We start from the raw sequence: 21,526 nt of genomic DNA on the forward strand, positions 1-21,526 counted from the left end.
AAGAGCCTTCCGCGATTTTTTTTCCAGGAGCCTTCCGTTCGGTTCCGGGCGCCGTTTTTTGCGGCGGATTGCGCTTCCGGGCTCCTCGGGAGGGTTGCAATTCCGGGCAAGCCGGATTATATTTTCTGAACTATGTCACAACAAACGGACAATACCCCACCCCGCCGGCTTGCCGCCGGGCGGGAGTGGCGGACGCTCGGCGTCGTCGCCGCGGCGGCGTTGGCGGTGCGGGCTGTGCTGTTCATCGGCTGGCTCTCCTCGCCGCTGCGCAATTTCCATCTGGTTCCGGGGCTGGACATGCAGTCGCTGCTGCGGTACGGCGCGTGGGATACCGGAGCGGTCAGGCCGCTTTTTTCCCTTCACCGGGTTCTGATTGCCTCGATCCGCCTCTGCTGCGGCGCGGAGCATCTGGTGGAGACGCTGGCGGTGATTCAGCTGCTGTGCGGAACGGCGACGGCCGTGTTGACCGCCTATGCCGCGTTCCGGCTCTGGGGACGAAGGCGCGCCGCTCTGGCGGCCGGCCTGATCGCCGCGTTTTATGCGCCCGCGGCCATGTATGAACTTTCGATGCTGCAGGAGACGCTGCAGCTTTTTGCATTTACCGCGAGCCTGGCCGGGATTCTCCGGGCGCGGAAGCACGGCTTTTCGCTTTCGTACGCGCTGACGGCCGGCGCGCTTCTCGGCCTGGCTTCTTGCGGAAGGCCGACCGCGCTGCTTTGGGTGTTCGCCGCGCTGGCCTGGTGCGGTTATGCCGCCTGGAGGCGGGGGAGGCTGCGCCGGGTCGGGGCCGTCGCCGGAGGTGTGCTGGCGGTATGGGTGCTCGTCAGCGCGTTCAACTGGCATTTTTCGGAATATTACGGGCCGTTTTTCAATGTATTCGGCTATTCCGCCACCGTCAATGCCGCCGCTCCGGCGGCGGATCAGGCAGTCGCCGCGGCTCCGGCTCCGGCGGTGAACTCCTCGCCGGTTGCGGTTCTCTTCCGGATCGGGGTGAACGCTCTTTCGCGGCTGCCGAACGTTTTTCTGGCGCATGAAATTCCGGACAATCTGAATTACTACTTCATCCGCGACTATTTCCCGGAGCTGAAGCTGTTGATCGGTCCCGGGCTGCTGGTGCCGTTCGCCCTGGCCGGCATGGTGCTGGCGGTCGTCTCGGGGCGCTTCCTGAAGCGGGACGGAGTGATTCTTCTGGCGCTGTTTTCCCTGGCGCTGCCGATCTGCGCGAATCATCCGATGGGGCGTTACCGGCTGATCCTCCTGGCGCCGTTCGCGCTGCTGGCGGTGGAGGCTGTGCGGATCGGGTTCTCCCGGCCGCGCCGGCGGTGGGGAGTGATCGCTGTGGCGGTGCTGGCCGGTGCATTTCTGATCAATCCGATCCCGAAAGGACGGTTCTGGCGCTCCTCCGATTTCGTCGCCTGGGCCCTGGCGCTGGAGCAGCCGGGCGGCCGGGTGAATGCGGAGTCGCTGGCGACGCTTGTGGAGGGATACCGTTTGAGCGGCAGCGAATCCACCGCGATGAATCTCCTGATCCGGCTGATCGAGCTGCGTGAATACGATGCGGCGGAACGTCTGATCGCCGATGCCCTGCCGGGCGGCCGGGTTAATCCGTCGCTGCTCCGTTATTACGGCGCGATGCTGGAGCTCGAGCGCGGCGATCCGGCCGGTGCGGAGGTGCTGCTGCGGCAGGTCGAACCGGCCCGGCTTGACGACCTGTCGGTCAAATACTATTTTCTGTGCGCGGAAACCGCCCTGCGGCAGGGGAAGCGGGATGAGGCCCGGCAACTCTATCGCCGGGCGCTGGCGGAGCCGGACTTCTTCGGCTTCCGCCCGATGATCGAAGCGGCGCTGCGGAAGCTGGACGGCTCACCGGCCGAGCCCGTCGAGGAATGACGCAGCGTCTTCCACTCCCTGCCGGAAGAAGATCTCCAGTCCCGGGAAGGTGATGAAACCGTGAACTGCTCCGCGGTAACGGCGCACCCGGACCGGCACTCCGGCTTTGCGGAGCCCTGCCGCGAAATCCGTCGCCTGATCGCGCAGGATATCGTATTCGGCAGTCACGAGCAGAACCGGCGGAAAGCTCTCCGGCGCGGCGTTCAGCGGGGAGACGAGCGGTTCCTTCCGCTGGGCCGGGTCCGGCACATAGGCGGCGTTGAATTCTTCCATCAGGTCCGCATCGAGGTTGAAGCCTTTGCCGCAGCGCTTCCACGACTCGCGGCTGTCCGGCTCGAGCGTCACGACCGGGTAGAACAGAATCAGGCCGGCCGGTTTTTCCTCGGTGGTTTCGAACTCCTTCAGGGCGGCGGTGGCGGCCAGTTGGCCGCCGGCGCTGTCTCCGGCCAGTACGAGCCGGTCCGGATCGATATTGTAATCATCCGCATTCGTGGTCAGGTAGTTGTAGGCGGCAAGCACGTCGTCGAGGGCGGCGGGCCAGGGGGCTTCCGGGGCGAGCCGGTAGTCCGGCGCCGCGACCGCCGCGCCGGTTTTCAGCGCCAGCTCCGCGCAGAACGACGAACAGCGCTGTATGCTGCCGAGCACCCAGCCGCCGCCGTGCAGATAGAGGACGGCGGCGCGGGGAGTTTCGGCGGCGGATTCGGGCAGGAAGAGTCGCAAAGCCCGCGGGCCTGCTTCGGATTCATATTCGAGATTCAGGATTTTCACTCCCTCCGGCAGGAGCGGTTCTTCGGTCAGGCGCCAGGGGGCCAGCGCGGCGGGATTTCCGTTGCGCGCTTCGCGGATCGCTTCCATCTGCCGCGCGGCGAGTTCGGCCGGCTGCCGCCGGAGGAATTCCGCAGCCTGCGGGTGGAGTCCGGTTTCCGGCTGAACCGGTACGCATGTTTCCGGCGCCGGGCTGCTTTCGGGGGCGGGCGGCGGAGCCGGTTCTGCCTTGTCCGACACGCAGCCGGACAGGGCGAGGCACGGAATAACGGACAGGGCGGCAAAACGCTTCAGAGCAGGGGACATCGGTTTTTTCTTTCCCGGGGTTGAATTCATGTGGATCATGCGTGCAGGAATATACTCCGAAAACGCGATTTTGCCAGATCGGATCGTCATTAAGTTCTTTTTTTTTGAAAAATGTGATATCGTAAATAAGAAAGTCAGGCCGGGCTGCGTCTTACTGGTAGTGAAAATCGGAAACAATGCCGAAGGCCGCATCCGGCCGATATGGATGGAGAATGGATCGGGAAAGCTGCTTTAACGAATGCATAGACCGGAATCTGCCGATGCTGCGCTCGGTTGCGTACCGCATTGTCGGAAACTGCGCCGATGCGGATGAGGCGATTCAGCAGGCGATGCTGGCCGCCTGGCGGAAGTTCGATACGTTCCGCGGCTGCTCGCGCATGTCGAGCTGGATCTACCGGATCACGGTCAACGAGTCGTACAATATTCTGCGCAACCGCCGCCGCGAGGCTGAAAAGATTGCGCAATATGCCGAGAATGCCGATGCCGCGGAGGAGCCGGATGAGGACCGGTTCCGGAGGCTTGAGCTGGAGATCGGCAAACTGCCGGAGTTGTACCGGGAAGCGATCCAGGTCGGCGTCCTTTCCGGGCTCGACGGAGCCGATGCCGCCGACAGACTCGGGTGTTCGGCCAACACGCTGTATCAGAGAATATTCAAGGCCAAGACGCTGCTGCGCAAGGCGATGAAAGAGGTTTGCAATGAGTAGGGACTGTCTGGAAAAGGGATTGGAGCGTCTGAAGGAGAAGCGCACCGATGCATTCGGTCCGCCCGAGGCGTTCAAGCGGGAGTTTTTTGAGCGCGCCCGGCACGAGGCGCCGGCCGGAAAGAACGGCTGGACCGGCACGCGCTTCTTCCGCGTTGCGGCGGCGGCCGCGGTCCTGCTGGCTTTCGGCAGTCTGGTGGTCGTCGAAATGGTTTCGGAGAATGGGCAGCCCGCCGCCGGACTGGATTCCCGGTGCAGCCGGTTTGTGAAGGAAGCGCCGGACAGGTTGCGTGAAACGGTTTCTCTTTTCGAGGAACAGGTCGGCGTCGGTTATATCGGCGATGAGATTTTCACGTTTTCGCGGCAGTCCGGGGAGCGGCCGGACCGCATACTCAGGCTTTCGGTCTTCGACAGGAATATGACGCCCCGCGGCGAGTTCGAACTCGCATTCAGCGGAAACGATTTTGCAGCGATCGACACGCAGGCGCTCAGGGGGGAGATCGTGACGACGAAGGCCAGTGACGGCTCCGACGTGCTCGACGCGAATCTGCTGCTGCGGCTACCGGACGGAAAGGAGCTGCAGCTTTCCGAGCTGGTGGTGGGGGCCGGGCCGGATTCGGCCCGCGTGACGAAGCTGAACGGGCTTCGCATCCGGCGCGAGCTCGTGAGGATATGATGGGATGCGGAACGGCATCCCGGGATTTTGCAGACAGCCCTCTCCCCGGCATTCGGCCGGGCGGAGAACCGGATAGGAGGAGACGATGAAGCGCTTGAGTTTTTTGCTGCTGTTCCTGTTCGTCTTCGGGGCGGCCGCACCCGACGCCGGACCCGGGGAAAATGCCGCGCACCTTTATGCGGGACGCCCCCAGCTTTTGCCCTTCGAGGTGAAGGGCGAGTTCGTCATCCGCACCCGGCATGGGCGGATTCTGGGCTCCGGAGTCGGAGCCGGGCAGCTCACCGTCCAGGTGCCGGAGCTGGAGAAAGGCGGTCGGGTCGAGGCGGTGATCGAGTGGGACGGCCGGAGTCGCGATCTTGTCTTTCACCATCCGCTGCTTCTGCCGGGGCTGCGGGCGCGGACGGCCCTGGCCGGGCCGCGCCGCGCTGCGCTTTCCGAGGCGGGGATCGTGAAGGCGGCGGCGGCGCAAGTCGTATTTACTGATTCGTTCGGAGCGGCCGGAGAATCCGTTGTCTTTTTCTTCCCGCCCCGGAACGGGCTGCCGTGGAAAATTCCGGACGACTGGCGGACGGTGGCGCTGCACCGCACGAAAAATGCCGGAACGCTTTCCGTTCAGAAAGTGAAAGAGGATTTCCGGGTCGATACGGGCGGGCGGGCGACTTATATCGAAGTCGCCACCGCGCGGAATCAGAGAATATTCATCTTCGATCCCGGATTCGATTTATCCAGTGCGGAGAATATGCTGATCATTCAACAGATTGTCAAGGAGGCGAAAAAATGAAAAAATTCTGGAGTGCGCTTGTATTGGCGATAACAGCCGTGCTGATGCTGCCGGCTGCGGAGGAACCGCCTCCGGCGCCGGAGGCGGGGGCATCGATCCCGGTTCCGACGATCGCGGTCCTGCCGTTTTCCTCGCGCGGCACGCGGGTTCAGAACGAGGAACTCGGCAAGTCGATCGCGGAGCTTATCTCCGTCGAGCTGATGTCCAGGGGGGAGTTCGATCTGGTCGAGCGCGCGGAACTTGAGAAGATCCTGACGGAGCTTCAGCTCTCGGCCTCCGGCCTGATCGATCCGCAGTCCCGGCTCAACCTCGGGCGGCTGACCGGTGCGCGGGTGCTGGTCGCCGGTTCCGTCTTCACTTCCGGAGACAAGAATTTCATCGTGGCGAAGGTGATCGGCACCGAAACCGGCCGTGTGCTGGCCGCCGCGAGCAATGGAATCGTCGATGCGACCGACCTGGTGCCGGAGCTGTGCGAAAAAATCGCGGATTTGCTGCGGACGAAAGGGGCTGTCATTCTGCCGCCGCCGCGGACCGTGCTTTCCGTCGCCGGTGCGCTGTCCGCCGTCGTCAAGGGGAACAACCGCAAGGTGTATGTGAAAATCACCGAGACGATCGGGATGCCGGCCGCCGATCCGGCTGCGGAGACCGAAATCAAGAAGCTGCTGGTCACGCTCGGGTTTGCCGTGGTCGGCAGCCGGGCCGAAGCGGATTATGCGCTGATCGGGGAGGGCGTGGCGGCCGATTCCGGGAACTATCAGAGATTTACCAGTGCGACGGCCCGGGTCGAACTGACGCTTTATAAGGGAAAAGAGCAGGTGTTGGCTGTCGACCGCCAGAAGGAGACCGTCGCAGGGCCGAGTTATGTGATCGCAGCCAAGGATTCTCTCGCGTCGGCCGCGCTCCAACTTGCCTCGCGGATGCTGCCGGCGCTGAAATAATCCGGGGCGTGCGGACAGGAAAAGAGCCGTCCGGAATATTCCGGGCGGCTCTCCCTGTGCGCTCGAAAGGACGGATCAGCGGCGCAGGCAGATGACCATCGCAAAGATCGTGCCGGGAATCCAGCCGAACAAAGTCAGCAGCAGCGTCAGGAGAATGACGCCGCACCCCTTGTCGATCACCGCCAGCGGCGGAAAGAGCAGGCAGACGATCAGGCGCAGCGCGAGTTCGAATGCGGAGGGAACCGATTGATCCGCCATGCGATTATTCCTTTGCAGTTTCTTCGCCGGCCGCTTCCGCCGCCGGAGCCTTGCTCTCTTCGAGCGCCTTGATCCGGGCGCTCACGTCGCGGAAACGCGGTTCGAGCTCATGAAGCTCCTTGTACAAGGCGAGCGCGCGCTCTTTGTTGCCGGTTGTCTCCATGATCTGCGCGAGGGAGTAGGTCGTGGGCAGCCGCTCCTTGTCGAGGCGCGGCAGCACCGAAAGCACGGTTTCGAGCTCGGAGACGGCTTCGTCGTATCTGCCCTGTTTTTCATAGCATTCCGCCAGCGCCATGCGCGAGATGATTTCACAGCGCGCCGACTGGCGCGACTCCATGAACTGCTCGATGGCGAGATCGTATTCGCCGCGCTCCAGCCGGAGCTTGCCGAGGTCGAACACAAGGCCGATATCGTTCGGATAGTGTTCGATGCGGCTCAGCGCGTGGTCGAGCCTCAGCTGGTCGCGTTCCGCCTGAAGTTCGGCGATACGGGCGGCCGGGTCCTCAAGATCCTTCGGCGGGCGGCGCTTGATCTGCGCGATTTCCTTGTCGATCTTGCCGATTTCGGCCTCTTCCAGCCGCTTGTCGAGCGTCGGGTCGTAGGCGCTGGTGGAGGCGATGACCTTGTTGAGCTCCTGAATCGCCTTGTCGAATTCGCCCATGATGATATAGGCCGAAGCGAGCTTGCGGCGGACGTCCATCGACTCGCCGCCATCGAGGATCTTCTGCAGCTCGATCGCCACGAGCTTGGCCTGCGCCGCATCGTGAATGGTGTTTTCGAGCAGCTGGAGGATCGCAGCGGAGCGGCTGCCGATCGCGTTGGAGCCGCCGCCCTTTTCAATGACCGCCATGCCGACGCTCTTGGCCTGCTCGCGCTGCTTGGCGTCCGCATTGATCGCGGCACGGTAGGCGTCCTGAATCTCCTTGTTGTCCGGATAATGGGTCGCCACGGCGTGAAGACGCTTCATCGCCTCTTCGGCGCGCCCTGCTTTCTGCAGGTAGGTCGCCATTTTAATCATATACTGGTACTCGTCCGGACGCAGCTCCGCGGCGCGCTCCATCGCTTCCGCGGCGATGAAGGGGGCATTCGCCTTGTCGGCGGCTTCGGCCAGGAGGTTGAGGATCGGCAGGTTGTCGAGCGTTTTGGCCAGCGTCTCCTCGCAGAGCGCCATGGCCTTCACCGGATTGTTTTTGGTCAGCGATTTCACTTTGCCGGACGGACTGCCGAGACGGGCGAAGAAGCGGCTGAGCCCGGAGACGCTCATGATCTTCTTGCGTTCTAGGTCGCGGAGCTTGCTGCGGGCCTCGACGAACCCGGGTTCCGCTATGACCAGGTCCTTCAGGGCGAGGAGCCGCTCATTCTCATTCGGGAGATGAACGGCTTTCTTGTAGGCGGCGCGGATATCGGGCGTGACGGTTGTTAAAGTTTTTCTGTCCATGGCTGCTGTTTGTTTCCGGGTTTAGTTCCTGAATCATATGGGATTGAACTTACATCACAATTCCCGTTTTGTCAAGCCGATTCCGGGACGATTTCACCTTTTCTCCCGGAAAGCCGTTTTCCCGGCTGGAAAAACCGTTTTTCGGCATTATAGTATACCGCAGGGATGTGAAACGGTTTCATATCCAGGGAATTCATACTTACCATGTAGAGAAGGAGCCGAAAGATGGCACTGGTTCGCTGCGCTTCCAACCCGGTATTGTCGGCGTCGGATATTCCGTTCGATGCCTCGCTGATCTTCAATGCGGGAGTCTGCAAATTCAACGGCAGGTACGTCATGGTGTTCCGCAACGACGTCGGCTTTGCCGCGGGCGGTTACGACCGCAGCAAGGTGTACACGAATCTCGGGATCGCTTACAGCAATGACGGCGTGAAGTGGGACGTGCAGCCGGAACCGTGGAAAGTTGCGGCGCAGATCGTCGACTCCAGCCCCGAAATCATCCGTTTTTACGATCCGCGGCTGACGGTCATCGACGGTCGCTGCTATCTCTGCTTTGCGGTCGACACCCGGCACGGCGTGCGCGGCGGAATCGCCGTGACCGACGATTTCGACAAGTTCGAAATCCTTTCGATGTCCGCGCCGGACAACCGCAACATGGTGCTGTTCCCGGAAAAGATCGGCGGCCTTTTCATGCGGCTCGAGCGGCCGTTCCCGGAATACAGCCGCGGCTATCAGGAGAAATTCGACATCTGGTCGTCGAAATCGCCGGACTGCCGCTACTGGGGCGATACGGAGCTCGTGCTCGGCATGGAGGACGTTCCGTACGCGAACGCGAAGATCGGTCCGGCCGCGCCGCCGGTCAAGACGCCGAAGGGATGGCTCTGCACCTTCCATGCAACTTACAAGGACAGGAACCGGAATCTGTTCGGCTGGGAGGCCGCGAATAATCCGGACGCAACCTGGAACAAGGAGTACCTCGCCGGGCTTATGCTGCTCGATCTCGAGAATCCGCAGAAGGTCATCGGCCTTGCGCCGGAGCCGCTCATCCGGGCGACCGAGAAGTATGAGCTCGAGGGGTTCCGCGGCAGCGTGATCTTCCCGGGAGGCATGATCCTCGAAGAGAGCGGCGAAGTCAAGATCTACTACGGCGGCGCCGACACGGTCGAGTGTCTGGCCACCGCTTCGGTGGACGACCTGCTCGGCATGATCAGGCCGTTCAGCCGGTAACGGCTCCGGGACATGGGCCGGCGCGTCGCGGGAGTCGGACTCCCGGGCGCGTTTTTTGTTTCCGGCACCGGAATCTGCGTCGGGGTGCTTGTAAAAAGACGCGCCGGGATGTATTTTTACCCGGTGCCTTTTCAGTCAGGATGATCGGCCATGCACGACAAGCTCGAAAATATTCCCGGCGGTCCGGCCCCGGCCGGTGTTCCCGCCGCGCGGGACGGCGAAGTCCGCCTGCCGGAGACACGGCGGGCGGAGCCCGGCTCCGCCCCGTTTCTGGAGGCGGTTTCGGCCTGTCTGCCCGCCGACGTCGCCGGGACCGTGGCTGCCCGGCAGCGAAATTCCCGGCGCGGCTACCGGCGGGTCGAGGTGATCGTGATCGCCCTGGCGCTGGCCGGAGCGGCCTGGTTCGTCCATGCGTATTTCCCGAAGCCGCTGCCGGCGCTGCCGTTCAAATTCGAATGGCGCTACGAGGGGCCGCGCCTGATGCCGGATTCACCGTATTATGCGCTTTACCGCAAGGCGCGGGCCGACTTCGACGCAGGCCGCGGCGAAGCGGTGATCCGGACCTTGAATGATCCGCTCGGTGTGATGCTGTGGGAGCGTTCCTTCGCCGGCCAGGATGAACTGTTCTACATTTACTTCGTCTCGTGCGGGCGGACCGTTTCGCGGTTTACGGACTGGACGCGGGCGCGGTCGTTCGCGGAGGAGCTGGTGAAAGCCGATCCGGACAATCTGCAGTGGCGCTATTTCAAGCTTCTGCTCGAACGGCGGCACCTGGGCGGCTGCCGGGAGTTTTACGACACGCTCCGCAGACAGCGCTGCGAGGACTGGCGGCTGCGGCTCGGCGAAGTCGGCCTGGCGATCGGCGACCTGCGCGATCTGCGCGGCAAGGTGCGGGAATTGAGAACGCCGCCCGGCGACGAGGCGGAGATCATGAAGCAGCTCGATCTGTGGGAGGCCGAATTCCTGGTTTTCGCCTGGATGCTGGAAGGCGGACGGGGCGGGGCCGCTTTCCCCGACGATGCCGGCAAACCCGGCGTCGAAGCGCGGGAGGAGGCGTGGCTTCTGACCCGGAAGCATGAGGACGACCGCTCCGCGCTCGCTTTTCTGAAGCTCCAGCTTTTCATTCTCGACGTGCTGCTGGAGCAGGACAGTCTGCTCAATACAATTTACTGGAGCGGGAAACCGCATTCCGCGCGGATGCCTCTGGAGGCGAAGCGGGAGGCGATTCTGCGGCGGCTGCCCGCCGGGGAAGGGGGATTGCCATGAAACGTCTTGCGGCGGCTTCGGCCGGGCGTGCGCGGGAGTGGCTGTGCGCACCGGCCGGAAACGATTTCGGCATTGCGGGTTTCCGCTGCTGGAAATTCTGGGCGGTGCTTGCGTTCTATCTCGGCGGATTCCTGCTGCTGGTCCGCGACCCGTTCTTCCTGCGCGGCGGCGCTTTCTCGTACCAGCAGGGAATGGTGACGCTGCTGCTCGCCTTTGTGATTGTGGCGGCGCTCTGCTGGGAGATGATGCTGTTCGGGCCGCCGCGCGGCGCGAACCTGCTGCTGCAGTTCATGATGTGCCTGCCCGCTTTTCTGTTTGTCGCCCGGATCACGGCGGCGCCCTCCATGCCTCCGGCCGATGTCGGAGTGATCTCGCTGACGGTGGACGGAATCGGGAAATTCCGGCAGTGGCTCGGCATCGGCCGGCTGCTCGAGTACATTCCGTTCTGGATTCGCGACCTCTTTGCGAACTGGCAGGTCACGCTGTTCTTCATGGTTGTCATGGGAGCGCTGAGCTTCCGCCGGACCGGGGTGCGGCTGTCGCTGCTGGTTCTGCTGCTGGCGATCGAGTTTTTCGCGGTGTTCGCCGGAAGAGGTTCGGCGCCGGACTGGCTGCTCGGAGGGACGATCTGCCTGCTGGCAGGCATGGGGCTGCAGTTCTGCCGCTGCGACCGCATCGTCTATTACGAGAATGTCGTCGACCGGCTTTCGGCCGCTCCGTGCGACGAATCGGCGCTGCGGGCGATTCTGCGGATCGCGGCGCAGGGACGCGAGGACGGCCGGGTTTCGGAGGAGGGAGTCCGGCGCATCGTCAAAAGTGAATACGGCTCCCTCGGGAATTTTTCCGCCGCGGAGTTCGGCTGCATCGCGTCGGAGCTGACCGGCCGGATTCTCTACGAGTACCGGATCATGCACCTGTCGGGAGGCGCCGACGGCGTGTTCCTGATTCCGGCGCCGAACCTCTGCCGCTGCGAGACGCTGCTCGGCGGGCTCTCGGTCTGGCCGCGCGTCATTTTCACGCTGCTGGCGGCGGTCGTCTGGGTGCTGCTGCCGGTCGACCTGATTCCGGATTCGATTCCGTTTGTCGGTGCGCTTGACGATGTGACGGTCACGATCCTCTCCGGCATCGTGCTCCGGAACGCCATGGAGAACAGCCGGTGACAGAGTTTGTTGCGGACAGGCAGATTTATGAGAAGGTCATCCGCGTGCCGGTGCCGCTGGCGCAGGAGCGGCTCTGGATCGCCACGGCCGATATCAAGGACATGTATGTCGAAAAGCAGGGCAGGGGCGCCGCGTCGATGGTGCCGTTTCTGCAGATTCTGTCGGAGCTGCTGCGGAGAAATGTCGAGATCCGGCTGATTCACGCGAAGGAGCCCGGCCCGGCATTCCGGAAGGATTTCGATAAATACCCGCGTTTGTGGGAGGGGCTTGAGCGGGTGCTTTGCCCGCGCGTCCATTTCAAATGCATCATCATCGACGGAAGACTCGCCTATTTCGGCAGCGCGAACCTGACCGGCGCCGGGATGGGGGCCAAAGGCCGGACGCGCCGGAATTTCGAGAACGGCATCCTGACCGACGATCCGGCGTTGCTGGTTCCGCTTGAAACGCAGTTCGACGACGTCTGGCGCGGCGCCCATTGCGATCAATGCGGCCGCCGCGAATTCTGCACCGACTGCCCATTGATCTGAAATTTCCCGCGTGCGCCTTTATCCCGCCGGGGGGAGGTTCCGCGCTTCCCGGAATCCCGCCCCGGCCGGGAGCTTCATTTCGGGGCGGCGAACAGCAGTTCTTTCTGCCAGCGGCGCGGTTTTACCGTCAGCCATGCGATGTTGGCGTGGCTGTCGATCAGGAGCAGTTCCGGTTCTCCCGACGTCGTCAGCACGAAGAGCCGGAAGTTCCGGCCGCGCGAAAACGGGCGCAGCTCTCCCGGCGAAACCGTGATCGACGGAACGACCTCGGTCGGAAGATGGTAAACGCCGATCGCCTCCTTCGGATCCTGCGCGAGGAACAGCAGCCGGTCCGCCGTCCGGACGCAGCCGGTCCCGGCGAATTTGTCGGTCAGCGGCCGGGAAATTTCGCCGGAGAACAGCAGCGCTTGCCCGGAGTTTTCCGCTAAGATCAGCAGATCCGCGCTGTTGCCCGGCAGCAGCGCCCACTCCGGATTGAAGTCCGGCGGCAGTTCCCGGCTCGAGAGCAGCTCCGGCGGTTCCGTCCCCGTGCTGTAAATTTCGCACCGGCCCTTTCCGTAGACGATCAGGAGCGAACCGTCCGGAGAGGCGGCGACGCGCGGCTCCGGAACCAGGGTTTTCATCTGCTTCGGAGTCTCCGTGAACGCTTCGTGCGGAATCGCCAGGACGGAGTCCCCGCCCTCAAGCGTGACGTAGGTGCTCCCCGCCGTGACGGCGAATGAACGGACCGGCCGTTCGAAGGGCTGCGACTCTTCCCGGAGCCTCCCGCTGCGGAGATCGACGGAGACCAGACGGTCCGGCTGTTCGAACGCCTCCTGCGCCGCCTGCGGGGCGACGAAGAGCGTGCTGCCCGGCACCGGCGCGGCTCCGGCGAGCTTCCGCTCCGGAATCGTGAAGCCGCGGACGATCTTGCCGTTGCGCAGGTTGCAGCAGATCACCCGCGTCGCATTCGGCCCCTCTTTTCCGCCCACCTTTTCGAGCACGACCAGCAGCGTTTCATCGGTGGAGAGGAAGGCGTCGATCAGGTCCGCGCCCCCCGTGATGCGGCTCCGGTCCGGCGACGGCGCCCAGTCGTAGACCACGCCGGGCCTGGCGACCAGCGAGGCGAGGGCGCCGGGCGGCGTGTTCCCTCGGTTGTCCGCCGCCGGATCCTTCAGTTCGAGCAGCCGGCCGGTTTCGGCGACGGCCGGACGCTCCGTCTCCTCTTCGAACGGAATCGGCGGCACATCGGCCGCTCCGAACAGCAGCACGGCCGACGCCAGCAGCGAAAAAGTCGGAAAGGCACGCATAATCTCCCTCAACTGTTTGAGATTCCACCATAATATGCTATTATAATAGTATGGCACCAAACAGGGATGATTGCAAATGGCGGTAACGAAAAATTTTCTGGATCGCTTCAGCGCCCGGCTCGACGATATCGACGCCGGCAGCCGGCAGGCGTATATTCTGCGGCTCATGAAGGAACGCGGATTTCTCGAGACGGTTTTCAACGCGATCGAGGAGGGAATCCTCGTGATCGACCGCCATTTGCTGATCCGCTATCACAACCGGGCGGCGCGGGAGATTCTGGCGCTGCCGGACGACCTGTCCGAAGTCCGGGTGTCGCAGCTGCTGCAGGGGGTCGACTGGCTGCGGATTCTCGGCTCCGATGAAAAGGAGTGGGTGAAGGTCGCGCGCCAGGAGCTCGAGATCATGTATCCTGTGCGCCGGTTTATTCAATTCTATCTGGTTCCGTATCCGGAAGATGCGGCGCTTGCCACGGTGATCGTCCGCGACGTGACCGAGAGCCGCGCCCGCACCATGAGCGATCTTGAGAACGAAAAGGGGCAGGCGGTATCGATGCTGGCGGCCGGCGTCGCCCATGAGATCGGCAATCCGCTCAACAGCCTCTATCTGAATTTGCAGATGCTCGACCGCGCCTTTGCGGGCGGCGAGGAGTTGTCGAAGGGCGAGGCGGCGGATATGATCAACGCCTGCAAATCCGAAGTGGAGCGGCTCGACAGCATCATTCAGGGCTTTCTGACCGCGCTGCGTCCGGGCAGGCCGCAGTTTGCGCCGGTGGATATTGCCGGACTTGTTCTGGAGGTGTTGAACTTCATGCGTCCGGAGATCGAGGCGCGGCTGGTCACCGTCACCTGCGAATGGGGGAAGGGCAAGCAGACGGTCCAGGGAGATGCCGGGCAGCTCAAGCAGGTGTTCTACAACGTGATCCGCAACGCGGTACAGGCGATGCAGAACGGCGGAACGCTGCTGATCCGGAGCTATGCCGATCCGGAGTATCTGACGGTTGAGTTCGTCGATTCCGGCTGCGGCATCACACCGGAGGAGCTCAGCACCATGTTTCTCGCTTTCAAATCGAACCGTTCCGGCGGGAACGGCATCGGCACGATGGTCGTCGAGCGGATCTGCCGCGAACACGGCGCGGAATTCGGGCTGCGGTCGATTCCCGGCAAAGGCACCGTGTTTCAGATCCGCTTCCCGTTCGGGGGGCGGAGGGTGCGGCTGCTTCCGTCGCCGGATATGCCGGCGGAAGAAGGGAAGAGGGAATTATGATGAAATTTGTCACCCTCGGCACGAGCCACGGCGATCCGACGCGCGAACGCTTCAACACGTCGACGCTGCTCGACGCCGAGGAGTGCGGAATTCTGTTCGATGCGGGCGCTCCGGTCAATGCGCTGCTGATCCGGCGCGGGGTGCCGTTCGGAAGGCTCCGGCATTTGTTCGTGACCCATATGCATGAAGATCATATCGGCGGGATTCCGGGGCTGCTGAAGTCGTTCGTCAAGTATCCGGTCCCTGGGCAGAGGCTGACGGTGCATCTGCCGGAGGAGGCCGGTATCGAAGCGATTCTCGGTTTCCTTCGCGCGACGCACCGGATGCCGCCGGAGGAGCTGGTCGGGTTCGACGTGCTCTCTCCCGGCGCCGTGTACCGGGAAAACGGCGTGACGGTCCGGGCCGTTCCGACCCGGCATATGGAGAACGAGGGGCTTTCCGGCGTGCCGAGCTTCGGCTTCTGTATCGAGTCGGAGGGGAGCCGCGTGATTTATACCGGGGATCTCCGGTTCGATTTCGCCGATTTTCCGCGAGGCGAGTTCAAACAGCCCGCCGGCTGCATCTGCGAATGCACGCATTTTCCGTTGGAACGGGCGGTGGAGGTGCTGGGTGCCCTGCCGGTCCGCAAACTGGTCTGCACGCATGTCGCCGACCGCTGGCACGGCGGGGAGGGAGAGGCGGAGTTCCGCCGTCTGGCCTCGGCGCTGCCGTTTCCGGTTGCGCTGGCGCACGACGGGGACGAGTTTCTATTTTAATTGCGGCCCTCCGGGACCGTCCGAAAGGAGGAGGGAGATGAAAATCGCACTGCTGGCCGACCTGCATCTGCCGGATTCGGAGCGTACCGTCAAAGAGGAGGTGCTCGACTGGGCTCTTTCGGCCGCGGTCCGGCTGGGCGCCGACCGCATCGTCGGCGCCGGAGACCTGACCGCCACAGGAACGGTTCGCGCCGCCGGACGGCTGCGCCGCCGCCTTGAAAGCACCGGCATCCCGTTCCTGCTGACGCCCGGCAACGCCGAACTTCGGACTCCGGTCGAACGGGCGAGGGTCCGGGACATTCTGCGGACTCCGGTCGAGGATGACGGGCTCCTGCTGCTCGACACCTCCCGGGGGCGGCTGTCGGAGGAGGCGCGCGTACTGCTGGGGCGTCCGGTTCCGGCGGGCGTACTCGCCGTGACCCACTGTCCTCCCGATGCGTGGCCGGAGGAGGACCGGCGGCTGCTGGAACGGGCGTTTTCGTCCGGCCGGGTCGCCCGGCTTGCCGCCGGACATCGGCACATCGACGGCAGCTTCGAGCGGATCGAACTCGTTCGCGGGCTTGACCCCGACAAAGCGCGGGGCGGCGCGCCGGCGCTTGTGATGTTCGACGGCGCGGCGCGCGAGGACGTCGTATTCGATGCCGCCGATCCGCGCGTCTGGCCGGAGGCGGAGCGCAGCGCATTTTTCGCAAGGCTCGGCTGTTCCGGCATGAAGGACCCTGTCGGCGTTCTCGGTCGCGGAACGGCTGCCGGAATGCCGGTGTTCGAGCTGCGTTACGCCGGCGCGGAATCGCTGTCGGACCCGGCGCTGAGCGCCGCGCTCGGCCGATGGCGCGCCGGCGGCGGCGGTTGCCTTTCGCTCCATCTTCCGGACCTCGCGCTCCGGGACGGAGAGATTCGCGGAGTGCCGGAACTGCGGCGGGCCGCGAAGCAGGCCGTCGATCTCGGCTGTTCGCGGGTCACCTGGCATGTGCCGCGCATTGCCGCCGCGGAATTCCCCGGGGCGGCGGAGGCTCTGCAGAGGGCGGCGGAGCCGGTCGCGCGCATGCTGCTCGACGCCGGGATCGAAATCGGCATTGAAAATCTGCACCTGACTCCGGGCGAAGCGCCGGAGACGCGCAATTTCGGTTATGTGCCGGAGGAGTGCCGCGAGTGGATCGAGCTTCTGCGCTGGAAGCTCGACTGCTGTTCGCGGATCGGTTTTCACTTCGATCTCGGCCATGCCCGCAACAACGGGGAGCTGGCGGGCCGCCACACGATCAGCGACTGGTATGCGGAGCTCGGCGATGAGATCAACGGCTTCCATCTGCATCAGGTCGTGCAGGACGGGGACGGGACTCTGCATAACCATATGCCGTTGACGGAGCCGTTCGGCACGCTGATTTCGCTCGCTTCTCTGTTTCTGGCCTGGCGGCGCGGCCGGGTCAACCCGTCGCCGATGTTTCTGGAAATCCGCGAGGGTGACCCCGTCGACTCGCTGCGGAGCCTGCGGCGGAGCCTCGGCGCTCAGTAACGGCGGCTGTCGTAGGCCCATTGCAGGAGCGCCTGCCGCTGGCGCGCGCGGCAGGCGGCGTCTCCGGCGCGGCAGTTTTTCACGAGCTGCGCGACATGGCGGCTCATGGCGGCCCAGCGCCGGATCTGGCGGTCGTCGTCGCCGCTTCTCCGCCCGAGGTAGTAACGGCAGTACCACTGGAACCAGCCGCGCGGGTCGTCGGGATGAATCCACCCCTTTGCGCGCCAGACGGAGAGCGGCTGCGATGCGAGGACGCCGAAGCAGTTCAGAGCCGGGTCGTGCCGCTCCGGGCAGAGCCGCGCCTCCCGGAACCAGTCGGCCGGGAACTCGCTGCGGCAGTCGGTCATGTATTTTCCGCCGAAGACGCCGAGCGCGAGCATCTCTTTCGGAGTCAGTTCCGGGGAGAAACGTTCGTCGAAGTGTTCCCCTTCCGGCTCGGAGAGGAGATAGCGGTAATTCGGCTGCATCCGGTCATGGACGGTGACTGTCGCGTGAATCATGGCGTTTCGAGGCAGAACCGCTGCGGCGGATATTCGAGTTCGTCGATGTCGAAACCGTTGGTCAGGGCGAATTCGCGCAGCTCTTCGAGTTCGTCGAGCTTCAAATACGGTTCGCGGGCGAGGAACCACAGGTATTTCCGGCCGGCTCCGGCAACGACCGCCCGCGTGTACGCCGGGTCGAGACGGATGATGCGGTATTCGCCTTCGAACGGACCGAAGAAGTTGACCATCAGCTCTCCGACCGTCTCGTCGCCTTTCGGCCTGGCTTTGCCGGAGATGCTGTGAAATTTTCCGTTGCGCACGCCGCTGTTTTCGATTGCAACCAGACCGTCCGCCGCTTCGGCGTAATCGGCCCGGACGCAGGACATGCCCCGCTCGAACCGGTGGGGCAGCCGTGCGATTTCGTACCAGCGCCCGAGATAACGTTTCAGGGAAAAATTCCGGACCGCCGGAATCGACTCCTCCTGCCAGATCATAATCCGCCTCCTCTCCGATCCGTCCGGGCTGAATATTGCACGGATTTTTTTGCGGAACAGGCTGTTTCCCGCATTATGCACGGTATTGTAATCATTTGCCGAACAGTATCGTGCGCTGGAACGCCTGAAATGAAACATAACATTCCGGAGGAAAACTTTCAAGGCCCGGGCCGCAGAAAAACGGAATTCATTCCGTGCCGCGGTTCCGGTAGCCCGCTTTTTCTCCGGGCGGCGCGTCGAATGCGGTGCCGATTCCGTCCCGGCCGGCGGATGCCTGCGGCAGGGCTTCGGCGGTCTCCTCGGGCGTCAGGAGCCGGCAGGTGTCGAGTCCGGCCACTTTCGCCTCCGTTTCGGCGGTGAATGCCGCGGCCGCCGTCGTGGTCGGAGCGATGAGACATGCGGCAAGCCGGGCTTCGCCCTTCTGGTCGGCATCCACGGCGATCGCGTTGCCGATGAATGTGCAGCCGACGGCCGCCGCCCTGCCGCCGCCGCAGACGTGAAGTCCGGCTTCGGTTCCGCTTCCGCCGCGCTTTTCCGCATAGCCGCCGAGGCAGTTGCGGAGTTCCGCATCGCCCCAGATGCGGAAATTGCGCTTGTTGCGCAGGGCGATGCAGTTTATCAGTACGGCGTTGCGGGTTTTGATGTCCCAGCCGCCGTCGGTGCAGTCGAAGGCGCGGCAGTTGACCCAGGTGATGCTGCGGGTGTTCGCCTCGGCGCAGAAGCCGTCCGCATTCCAGTATTTGTCTCCGGCATCGTCATAGGCGTTGCGGGCGACGCAGTCTTCAAACCGGATATCCGAGTCGATCGTCCCTTTGACGCCGCCCGTGCCGAAACACATCTGGAATTTTTCCGTGGCGAACTCTCTGCCGCCGGCGTCGGAGATGACGCTGCGGACAACGGCCTGCGTGATTCCGCCCTGCAGCCGCACGCCGCGCTTGGAGAAGCCCGTCATGGTGCAGTTTTCGATCCGGATTCCGGTTCCTCCGTTCAGGTAAATGCCGTCCCGGATGCGGGTGAAGTCGCAGTTGCGGATCACGAGACTGCTGTTGTCGCCGAACCCCATGACGCCTTCCCGGTAATCCGTGACCAGGAATCCGTCGATTTCGATGTGGGAGGCTCCTTTGCGAAGCTGAATGAAGTCGCGTCCTTTGGACGGCTCCTGCTTTTCCCAGTTTGCCGTGAAGCGCGGATAGCCGTCTGCGCCTTTCCGGCCGATCAGTTTTTTGACCTTTCCCTCGCGTCCGCCGTTGCCGGCGGTGATGACCAAACTCTGATCGGCATAGACGCCGGGGGCTACGAAAACCGTTCCGCCCGGCGCGGCCAGCTCCCATGCCGCGGCGATGGAGGCGCAGGCGTTTTCGGGATCGGCGCCGGTCCGGGAGCCGGAGCCTCCCGGGCTGACATAAACGATTTCCGGCAGTTCGGCGGCAGCGGCCGGCAGAACGCCGGACAGTACGGCGGAGAACAGAAGACAGAACAGCATTTTCATCAGAAAGCGTATCCTTTCGCTGCGGCATTGGCTCCCCAGAACGAGGTTTCGCGGTTGGACGGCATGGCATAATAATCAATGTTTCCGACATGGCCGTCGAGGAAAGCCGCGTTCCGGCTGCCGCGCGGATGCCGCAGAAGCGGCACCGGCATCCCGGATTCCCAGGCCATATTTTCGTGAACATAGGTTTTTTTGCGGTAGGACGAATTCGACATGGCGTCGTCGCGGTCCATGATCAGCATGCGCATCGAAGCGAATTTCACCTTGAGGATGTGTCCGGAACATTTTCCGCTGCCGTTCTCGGCCTGTCCCAGATAGTAGTTGAGGCCGTAGTGGTACATGAGATCGTCCGCCTGTGCCGGGCAGGCGAACTGCGGCAGCGGCTGCGAATGGTCTTCGTTCAGGGAAATCTGCTGCCGCACCGGGCCGCCGTAACCCATGTACGGATAAATGAAGTCCTGCCATTTCACATAACGCCAGGCGATGTCCGCCACGCCGCCGCCGTCAAAAGGCGGCAGAATTTCCCGGTTGTCCGCGGCATAGGAGCGCAGCGCCGTTGCCTGCTGCTTCAGGTTGCCGATGCAGTTTGCGCTGCGCCCGCGTTCCCGCGCCTGCGAGAGGGCCGGGAGCAGCATGGCAGCGAGAATCGCGATGATCGCAATAACTACCAGCAGTTCGATCAGGGTGAATTTTTCCGCTTTCATTATCGTCCCTTTCGTCTTGTCATGGTTGGTTGTTCAGGTCGACAGCATCTGTTTCGGTACGGTACATCCTCCTGTTTCGATTGTCATGATAACCGGTTCGGCTCCGGCATGCTTATGAAAAAAACAGTTCGCTGCGGACCGGACCCTGCTGCGGGATGCGGCCGGCCGGCGGCCGCAGTTTGAGGAAGGTGCGGGTCATGGCGGCCAGTTCAGAGGTCCCGCCGGCGATATCGTTTTCTCCGGCCAGAATCCGGTTGATGCCGGTCACCGCCAGGTGGTACAGGGTGCTGTCGTAGAGATTGTAGGTCGTGGTCATCTTCGGAATTTCCGTCAGGAAAAGCCGGTCGGCCGGCTCGAGCGGATTGAGCGACCGCCGCATGGCGGAAATCCGGATCGGGATGCCGTAACGGATTCCGGCCAGGTAGTTCTGGAAGCTTTTGCCGAGCAGCAGCCGCACCAGCCCGGCGGCCGTGTGCATGTCGGCGCATTCGCGGCGGACGCAGAAGATGTCAGTCGCCTGGACCGTGGTGTCGATTCCGCCGGGAAATGCCGGCAGCGGCGCGGTTTTCCAGTCCCGGCAGCCGGCGCGGTCGAGCAGGGGCAGAAATTCGCGCGGCTGCATGAGGAACGGCAGTTCGCCGCCGATGAAACGCTCCCAGTAATTCGGCAGCTGCGGTACGAACGGGATATCGTTTTCCCGCAGGAGCGTACGAATGGCGGAAAGTCCGCGTCGCGTCTCCTCCGTATCGATCCGCACCGGGTCGGCGGCGGAGGGATCGATCAGCGTTCCGCCCGCCCGCCGGATGTAGTTCATCCAGAGAAACGGTTCCGCTTTCCAATAGTAGCGTTTTTCCGGCGGCAGCAGCGGCCGGAAGGCTGCCAGCGAGGTGCGGAACTGTTCCCAGCTCCAGCCGGGAACCGGTTCGGGCACGTTTGCGGCAGCGAGCAGCTTCGGATTGTAGAACATGACGCGGGGAGAGAAAATCAGCGGCAGTCCGATCTGCCTGCCGTTCATCCGGCATGCTTCGAACGGCGTGCCGGTGAAATCCGCATCGTCGGGAAACACCGCCCGGAAGATTTCGGTAAGGTCCGCGTATTCCGCATGATGCGACTGCAGGTATCCGGTCGTGCGCAGTTCGAAGATTCCGCGCCGGAAGCCGGTAACCACCCGGAGATTCGGAAATTCACTCCTCATCCGGCCGATCAGCTCTTCGCGGTAGGGCAGTTCGTAGAGCGGGTCGAAGAAGAAGACGTTCCGCTGCAGGACGCGGTCCCGCCAATCCGGATGGACGTATACGCCGTGGCGCGGAACTTTGTAGAGCACTCCTTCGTTCGACAGCGACTCCACTGCGCTCTGCACGATGAGCAGGGAGATTCCGGTCGCCGCCGCCAGGTCGCGGGTCACCGGCAGTTTTTCGCACGCGGGAACCTCGCCGGATTCCAGCAGATCGAGGATCTTGTTCCGCACGATGGTCAGTTTGTCCGGCTTCATATTGATCTCGCTGTGTATTAGTCACTGTATTATTCACTGTTAATTATACCTGAATCGACCCGCAATGTCAAGGGAATTCGGCAAAAAAAACAGGAAATTTGTCGACATACC

At 63.3% G+C, this 21,526-nt stretch carries 21 protein-coding genes; 12 read left to right on the forward strand and 9 right to left on the reverse strand.

Features of this window, described 5'->3' with window-relative positions:
- Positions 1-132 precede the first annotated feature (132 nt).
- Positions 133-1,890, forward strand: coding sequence for a glycosyltransferase family 39 protein (locus tag FYJ85_RS10675; protein ID WP_154418409.1), 1,758 nt, complete (start codon positions 133-135; stop codon positions 1,888-1,890).
- Here FYJ85_RS10675 and FYJ85_RS10680 read toward each other — a convergent pair.
- The gene (locus FYJ85_RS10680) at positions 1,864-2,961 is read right to left on the reverse strand and encodes an alpha/beta hydrolase (RefSeq protein WP_206213111.1); all 1,098 of its coding nucleotides are present in this window, start codon (positions 2,959-2,961) and stop codon (positions 1,864-1,866) included. The genes FYJ85_RS10675 and FYJ85_RS10680 overlap by 27 nt on opposite strands.
- Before the next feature lie 212 nt (positions 2,962-3,173).
- Here FYJ85_RS10680 and FYJ85_RS10685 point away from each other — a divergent pair, with 212 nt between their 5' ends.
- The 4 genes from FYJ85_RS10685 (at position 3,174) to FYJ85_RS10700 (ending at position 6,057) form a co-directional block, all read left to right on the forward strand.
- On the forward strand, positions 3,174-3,665 hold the full coding sequence (locus FYJ85_RS10685) for an RNA polymerase sigma factor (protein ID WP_268878753.1): 492 nt from the start codon (positions 3,174-3,176) through the stop codon (positions 3,663-3,665).
- Positions 3,658-4,338, forward strand: coding sequence for a hypothetical protein (locus FYJ85_RS10690; protein ID WP_154418413.1), 681 nt, complete (start codon positions 3,658-3,660; stop codon positions 4,336-4,338). The genes FYJ85_RS10685 and FYJ85_RS10690 overlap by 8 nt, the downstream gene beginning before the upstream one ends.
- Before the next feature lie 85 nt (positions 4,339-4,423).
- Positions 4,424-5,119, forward strand: a complete 696-nt coding sequence (locus tag FYJ85_RS10695) for a hypothetical protein (protein WP_106052001.1) — start codon at positions 4,424-4,426, stop codon at positions 5,117-5,119.
- A complete protein-coding gene (locus FYJ85_RS10700) occupies positions 5,116-6,057 on the forward strand; it encodes a CsgG/HfaB family protein (protein ID WP_154418415.1) in 942 nt (313 codons plus the stop codon). Before FYJ85_RS10695 ends, FYJ85_RS10700 begins: the two co-directional genes overlap by 4 nt.
- Positions 6,058-6,132: 75 nt before the next feature.
- Here the strand turns inward: FYJ85_RS10700 and FYJ85_RS10705 are convergent, their stop codons facing one another.
- Both FYJ85_RS10705 and FYJ85_RS10710 read right to left on the reverse strand, forming a co-directional pair.
- The gene (locus FYJ85_RS10705) at positions 6,133-6,315 is read right to left on the reverse strand and encodes a YqaE/Pmp3 family membrane protein (protein WP_106051998.1); all 183 of its coding nucleotides are present in this window, start codon (positions 6,313-6,315) and stop codon (positions 6,133-6,135) included.
- Between the two features lie 4 nt (positions 6,316-6,319).
- Positions 6,320-7,753 carry a tetratricopeptide repeat protein gene (locus FYJ85_RS10710; protein ID WP_106051996.1) on the reverse strand — a complete coding sequence of 478 codons (1,434 nt, stop codon included), beginning with the start codon at positions 7,751-7,753 and terminating at the stop codon, positions 6,320-6,322.
- Between the two features lie 225 nt (positions 7,754-7,978).
- On the opposite strand from FYJ85_RS10710, the gene FYJ85_RS10715 reads away from it, so the two are divergent.
- From FYJ85_RS10715 to FYJ85_RS10730, 4 genes are all read left to right on the forward strand, one after another.
- Positions 7,979-8,980: a glycoside hydrolase family 130 protein gene (locus tag FYJ85_RS10715; protein WP_106051994.1), complete on the forward strand. Its 1,002-nt coding sequence runs from the start codon at positions 7,979-7,981 to the stop codon at positions 8,978-8,980.
- Between the two features lie 150 nt (positions 8,981-9,130).
- The gene (locus FYJ85_RS10720; protein WP_154418417.1) at positions 9,131-10,246 is read left to right on the forward strand and encodes a hypothetical protein; all 1,116 of its coding nucleotides are present in this window, start codon (positions 9,131-9,133) and stop codon (positions 10,244-10,246) included.
- Positions 10,243-11,406, forward strand: coding sequence for a YkvA family protein (locus FYJ85_RS10725; RefSeq protein ID WP_154418419.1), 1,164 nt, complete (start codon positions 10,243-10,245; stop codon positions 11,404-11,406). Before FYJ85_RS10720 ends, FYJ85_RS10725 begins: the two co-directional genes overlap by 4 nt.
- Positions 11,403-11,933, forward strand: a complete 531-nt coding sequence (locus FYJ85_RS10730) for a phospholipase D family protein (RefSeq protein ID WP_106051988.1) — start codon at positions 11,403-11,405, stop codon at positions 11,931-11,933. Before FYJ85_RS10725 ends, FYJ85_RS10730 begins: the two co-directional genes overlap by 4 nt.
- 74 nt (positions 11,934-12,007) lie before the next feature.
- On the opposite strand, the gene FYJ85_RS10735 is transcribed toward FYJ85_RS10730, so the two are convergent.
- Complete coding sequence (locus FYJ85_RS10735; protein WP_154418421.1) at positions 12,008-13,222, reverse strand: hypothetical protein; 1,215 nt, start codon at positions 13,220-13,222, stop codon at positions 12,008-12,010.
- Between the two features lie 76 nt (positions 13,223-13,298).
- Between FYJ85_RS10735 and FYJ85_RS10740 the strand changes: the two genes are divergently transcribed.
- From FYJ85_RS10740 to FYJ85_RS10750, 3 genes are read left to right on the forward strand one after another with little or no spacing between them, the layout of a single operon-like run.
- On the forward strand, positions 13,299-14,486 hold the full coding sequence (locus tag FYJ85_RS10740) for a sensor histidine kinase (RefSeq protein ID WP_106051984.1): 1,188 nt from the start codon (positions 13,299-13,301) through the stop codon (positions 14,484-14,486).
- Positions 14,483-15,241, forward strand: coding sequence for an MBL fold metallo-hydrolase (locus tag FYJ85_RS10745; protein WP_106051982.1), 759 nt, complete (start codon positions 14,483-14,485; stop codon positions 15,239-15,241). Before FYJ85_RS10740 ends, FYJ85_RS10745 begins: the two co-directional genes overlap by 4 nt.
- 37 nt (positions 15,242-15,278) lie before the next feature.
- Positions 15,279-16,754: a TIM barrel protein gene (locus FYJ85_RS10750; protein ID WP_206213112.1), complete on the forward strand. Its 1,476-nt coding sequence runs from the start codon at positions 15,279-15,281 to the stop codon at positions 16,752-16,754.
- On the opposite strand, the gene FYJ85_RS10755 is transcribed toward FYJ85_RS10750, so the two are convergent.
- From FYJ85_RS10755 to FYJ85_RS10775, 5 genes are all read right to left on the reverse strand, one after another.
- Positions 16,748-17,254, reverse strand: coding sequence for a hypothetical protein (locus tag FYJ85_RS10755; RefSeq protein WP_106051978.1), 507 nt, complete (start codon positions 17,252-17,254; stop codon positions 16,748-16,750). The two genes, FYJ85_RS10750 and FYJ85_RS10755, sit on opposite strands and share 7 nt — an antisense overlap.
- The gene (locus FYJ85_RS10760) at positions 17,251-17,730 is read right to left on the reverse strand and encodes a lipocalin family protein (protein ID WP_158703717.1); all 480 of its coding nucleotides are present in this window, start codon (positions 17,728-17,730) and stop codon (positions 17,251-17,253) included. Before FYJ85_RS10760 ends, FYJ85_RS10755 begins: the two co-directional genes overlap by 4 nt.
- A gap of 187 nt (positions 17,731-17,917) precedes the next feature.
- Positions 17,918-19,219, reverse strand: a complete 1,302-nt coding sequence (locus tag FYJ85_RS10765) for a right-handed parallel beta-helix repeat-containing protein (protein WP_106051974.1) — start codon at positions 19,217-19,219, stop codon at positions 17,918-17,920.
- Positions 19,219-19,923, reverse strand: a complete 705-nt coding sequence (locus FYJ85_RS10770; RefSeq protein WP_106051972.1) for a DUF1559 family PulG-like putative transporter — start codon at positions 19,921-19,923, stop codon at positions 19,219-19,221. The genes FYJ85_RS10765 and FYJ85_RS10770 overlap by 1 nt, the downstream gene beginning before the upstream one ends.
- 112 nt (positions 19,924-20,035) lie before the next feature.
- Positions 20,036-21,415: a GntR family transcriptional regulator gene (locus FYJ85_RS10775; RefSeq protein ID WP_106051970.1), complete on the reverse strand. Its 1,380-nt coding sequence runs from the start codon at positions 21,413-21,415 to the stop codon at positions 20,036-20,038.
- Positions 21,416-21,526 lie beyond the last annotated feature (111 nt).

This window comes from Victivallis lenta, from assembly GCF_009695545.1.
Classification (GTDB): domain Bacteria; phylum Verrucomicrobiota; class Lentisphaeria; order Victivallales; family Victivallaceae; genus Victivallis; species Victivallis lenta.